The following is a 4,598-nucleotide window of genomic DNA, read 5'->3' as shown; positions in this document are numbered from 1 at the left end:
CGGACCATCGGGTCCGCGAACCCGCCCGAGTGTGTCACCGACGTGAGAGAGGGCACGGTCATGGCCCGGAGCAAGTCCGGCGACAAGACGGCCGGGCGGAAGCCCGGTGACAGCACGGCCGGGACGAAGCCCGGCGACAAGACGGCCGGGAGGAGGCCCGGCGGTTTCACCGCCCGGTGGAAGTCCGGTGGCGCCCGCACGCCGCGGCGGGTCGGCTGGCTCAGGGCACTGCTGGCGGTCGCCGTCTGCGGGGCCGCCACGGGCGGCGTGGTCGTCTACCGGAACGCGTCCGACAGCACCACCAGTCGGCCGGTGACCGTCGACGAGGCATCGCGCATCGCGGTGTCGCGCCTCAACCTGTACCAGGCGAGCCCGGCGACGGTGACCCTCACCGCGGCCGAGGGCGGTGGCGTGATGGTGCGGGTGGAGGGGGTCGTGGACTACCGCACGCACCGGGCGGCGGGCCGTTACCGGGTCACCGGGCCCACGGGTGAGCTGGACCACGGGCTGATCGTGTGGGACGGCGCCGGCCTGGGGCTGGCGCCGCAGGCGGGTGGTGGCGGCGGCCCGGCCTGGCAGCAGGCCGAGCACATCCCCCGCCCGGGCTGGTCGCCGCGCGGCTACACGGCGGACCCCCTGGACTCCGGCCTCCAACTGCTGATCCAGCTGGGCGCGGACCGGCCCGACAACCCGTTGCTGCTCGCGCAGTCCGGTCCGCGATGGCTGGGCCGCGACCTGATCGACGGCCGGAGCTACGACCGGTTCTCCGGACCGCGCTCCGGCGACGCCGCGCACGGGGCGGGCGCCGACGGCGAGTTGTCGCCGCTGACGTACTGGATCGACGGTGACGGCGGTCTGCGGCGGGTGACGATGCGGATGCCCGGCCTCGGCACCCCGACGACCGTCGAGATCACCGGGCGCGACGAGGCGGCGAAGCTGCCTGAGGCACCTTGGGCCGCCGGCTGACACAGCGCTGCCGGCCGGGCGCCGCCGGGTCCCCCGGGATCCCCGACCGGCGGGCAGCGCTGTCGGCCGGCCGGGCTCGGTTCGGTCGCGCTCAGGCCGGTCCGGCTCCGTTCGGCTGCGGCATGGCGGCGACGTCGGTCGGCAGCGGGTAGCGGTTCGGATCGACCGGTCCGGGCAGGTCCGTCGCCGGGCGGCCGGGCGCGGTCGGATCGGGCATCGACGGCTGGGCGGGCGGCACGGGCACGGAGTTGAACGGTGTCCCGGGCGGTGGTTCGACGGCGGCCGGCCGACCGGCCGGGACGGCCTGGCGCGCGGCGCCGCCGCACCCGGCCACCTCCTCCAGCCCGTTCGGGCTCTGCGTCGCGGGCGAGTTGCCGGTGAAGCAGTTCCCGGGATCGGTCGAGGCCAGCACGAGGTCGACGCCGTTGGCCGTGGCGTGGTTGCCCTCGACGCGGTTGCCGACGGCGGGGTGCCCGGGCGGGTCGGTGATGACGACCCCGGCCGCGCGGTTGTCCCGGACGAGGTTGCGCAGCACCTGGTTCGCGGTGCCGCCGCCGATGCCGATGCCGATCCCGAAGCCGCCGTCGGCCTGCTCGGGCGAGTCCGCGGCGTTGTTGCCGGCGATCACGTTGCCGGCGATCACCGCGCCGTGCTGCGGGGCGAGGGCCTCCAGGTCGTTGGAGTTGACCGTCACGCCGACGCGGTTGCCGACCACGCGGTTGCCGAGCACCGTCAGGTTGTCCGAGGCGTTGGTGATCTCGATGCCGACCGCGTTGCGTTCGACCGTGTTGCCGCGCACCAGCGTGTCGCAGGGCTTGCACTGGCCGACGTAGATGCCGGAGTCGGCGCCGCCGGAGGCGTAGGAGTCCTCGATGACGCCGCCGCGAGCGTCGAAGGCGTAGATGCCGTAGAGCCCGTTGTTGTACGCCGTCACCCGGGAGGCCCGGAAGCCCTGCACCGGCGGGAAGCGGACGGTGTCCAGCGGGTCGTAGGCCGAGCCGCCGGCGCCGTGACGCTGCAGCTGGTCGTCCGTGACCCCGGTGAACAGGACGCCGTTGGCGAGGTAGCCGCGGACGGTGAGGTTCTCCACCACCGAGCCGGCGCCGGTGACGGTGATGCCGTTGACGAGCCGCACCCCGCCGTCGAGGACCACCGCGTTCCGGTCCGTGCCGCGCACGACCACCCGCGCCACGGTGACCCGCACGCTCTCGCGGTACACCCCCGGCTGGATCAGCACGGTGTCACCCTCGCGCGCGATGTCCACCGCCTGCTGCACCGTGGCGAAGTCCTCCGGTACGCGAACAACGTTCCCGGCCGGATGCGGTTTCCCGGGCGGCTCGGAATCCGTCGCCGAGCACCCCGTCGCCGCCACCGCGACCAGGGTGACCAGCACCGACAGGCGTCTCGGCAGCGAAGCCCGGAATGCGGCGGGCCGGGCGGCCCGAGCGGACAACAGGCGCTGAGGAGAGGGGATTTGCATGATACGTGTTCTATCGTCTCCAATATCGGCCATGCATACCGAACCGGGAAATCCGCAGGAACCGGCACGACCAGCCGCGGCCGGTTTGGGACGCAGGGCCGTGCTCGCGGCGGGCGCGGTGCTGGCCGCCGGGATCGGCGCGGCCGCCGAGGCACTGGCGGGCGACGTCCTGACGCCGGACGACCGGTCGCACCCCGCCGGCCCGCCGCCCGGGTCGCCGGTCCCCTTCCACGGGCCCCGGCAGGCCGGGGTGACGGAGCCTCAACTGCCTGTCGCGCAAATGCTGTCGTTCGACCTCCCGCCGACCACCGCGGCCGCGGACCGGCAGACCCTCCGCGCCGTCCTCGACGCGCTGACCCGAACCCTCTCCGGCGCGGCCGCCGGTACGCTGCCCGACCCGCGTCTGGGGACGGGCGTGCCGACCCGGCTGGCCTCCCTGGTCGGCGTGGGTCCCGGACTCGCCTCCCGGCTCGGCCTGAACGTGCCCGCCGCACTGGCCGACCTGCCGCCGTTCCCCGGCGAGCGCCTCGACCCGGCGCGCAGCCACGGCGATCTGGTGGTCCAGCTGTGCGCCGCCGACCGCTGGACCCCGACCGTCGTCGCGGAACTGGCCACCGCCGCCGCGAAGGCCGCCGGCCTCGTTCCCCGCTGGACCCAGTCCGGTTTTCTGCCCCTCACGCCCCGGGGCGTGACACCGCGGAACCTGTTCGGCTTCAAGGACGGCACCGCCAATCCCGACGACGACGCCGCCCGGCAGTGGGTCTGGGGCCCGCCGGGGCCGCACGAGAACGGGACCGTCCTCGTGTACCGCCGGATCCGGATGGACGTCGACGGCTTCGCGGCACTCCCCGGGGACCGGCAGGACGCGGTGATGGGCCGCCGCGGCGGCGACGGCGTCCCGCTCACCGGCACCGCCGAGCACGACGACCCGGACATCTACGCCAAGAACCCGGACGGCTCCTACGTCATCCCCGCGTCCGCGCACGTCCGCCTCAGCAGCCCCCGTCTCGACGGCGGCGCCCGGATGCTCCGCCGCAGCTTCAGCTACGACGACGGCCTCGACGACCGCGGCCTGCTGTTCTGCGCCTTCATGCGCGATCCCGCCCTGTTCACCCGGGTCCAGAACCGCCTGGCCGAACGCGACGCGCTGGGCCCGTTCGTCGAGCACCGGGCCTCGGCCGTGGCCTACGTGCTCCCCGGCGCCGCACCGGGCGGGACGCTCGGCGAACAGCTCTGGGCGTAGGGCCGCCGGCGGTCGCGCCCGCCGGGCCGGGTGAGAGCTACGACCCCCGGCACGTCGCTGGGAGGACCGGCGACCGGTCCTCCCGGCTCGCGTCCGCCCTGACCCGGCTCCGGGCCCGGAAGAGGCGCAGGGCCGGGACGAGACACCCGACCGACGCCGGCTAGACGCCGCGGACTTCGAACTCCCAGAGGGAGTAGCCCCAGGTGGTCGCGCGCTGGGTGGCGTACATCCGGATGTAGCGGCCCGCGCCGTCGAGTCCGGTGAGGGTGCTGGTTCCACCGGTGCCGGTGCCGGTACCGGGAGTCGAAGACCCTTCATGGGTGATCCTCCTTGGTGGGGGAGGGCGTTGTGCAACATGTGGCAGTCATTGATCAACACTCGTCATTCGTCATTCGGCTGGTTCTGGTTCATGAGACGGCCCCGGTCCCGGCGCATGAGGCACATGCACCAGGCCCCGCCCCCCGGGACCGCGGGGGCGGGGCCTGGCGCCGGTCAAGGTGCCGCGGGGGTCCTCACAGCTCCCGGACCTGCGGCGGGTTGCCGCCGGAGGAGATGGAGAGCGTCCCGTGCTGGATCTGGAGGTTGCTGTTCCTGACCAGCATCCCGTTGCCCTTGGCCATCGAGACGCTGCTGTCGCCGTAGGTGACGGCGATGCCCTGGGCGAAGGTCACCCACTGCGTGAACTCGTTGATCCCGTAGAAGAGGATCCGGTCCGGCATGGTGACGAACATCCGCTCGCCCTCGTGGTAGAGCTTCATCCCCCCGGTGGCGGTGAGCAGGCCCTTCACCCGTACCCCACCGGTGACCCAGGCCTCACCGGAGACGCGGGCCTGCTCGGTGCGCAGCACGCTGAGATCGGCCTCGCCGGCGGTGACGGTGCCGAGCTCGTGGCCGCCGTCGCGCAGGACG

The 4,598-nt window shown here is 74.1% G+C and carries 4 protein-coding genes; 2 read left to right on the top strand and 2 right to left on the bottom strand.

The window, feature by feature from the left end:
• A partial coding sequence (locus tag ACFWA9_RS07745; RefSeq protein ID WP_380384285.1) for a hypothetical protein occupies positions 1 to 966 on the top strand: 966 nt, incomplete at its 5' end.
• Positions 967 to 1,057: 91 nt separating this feature from the next.
• Here the strand turns inward: ACFWA9_RS07745 and ACFWA9_RS07740 are convergent.
• Positions 1,058 to 2,242, bottom strand: a complete 1,185-nt coding sequence (locus ACFWA9_RS07740) for a right-handed parallel beta-helix repeat-containing protein (protein ID WP_380384282.1) — start codon at positions 2,240 to 2,242, stop codon at positions 1,058 to 1,060.
• 289 nt (positions 2,243 to 2,531) lie between these two features.
• Between ACFWA9_RS07740 and ACFWA9_RS07735 the strand changes: the two genes are divergently transcribed.
• Positions 2,532 to 3,689: a Dyp-type peroxidase gene (locus ACFWA9_RS07735; RefSeq protein WP_380384279.1), complete on the top strand. Its 1,158-nt coding sequence runs from the start codon at positions 2,532 to 2,534 to the stop codon at positions 3,687 to 3,689.
• 512 nt (positions 3,690 to 4,201) lie between these two features.
• Here ACFWA9_RS07735 and ACFWA9_RS07730 read toward each other — a convergent pair.
• Positions 4,202 to 4,598, bottom strand: a 397-nt coding sequence (locus tag ACFWA9_RS07730) for a hypothetical protein (protein ID WP_380384276.1), incomplete at its 5' end; no start/stop codon positions are given.

It is taken from the genome of Kitasatospora sp. NPDC059973 (genome assembly GCF_042737525.1).
Taxonomy (GTDB): domain Bacteria; phylum Actinomycetota; class Actinomycetes; order Streptomycetales; family Streptomycetaceae; genus Kitasatospora.
Note: the sequence above shows the minus strand (reverse complement) of the source record. Positions and strands in the feature narration are given on the sequence as shown.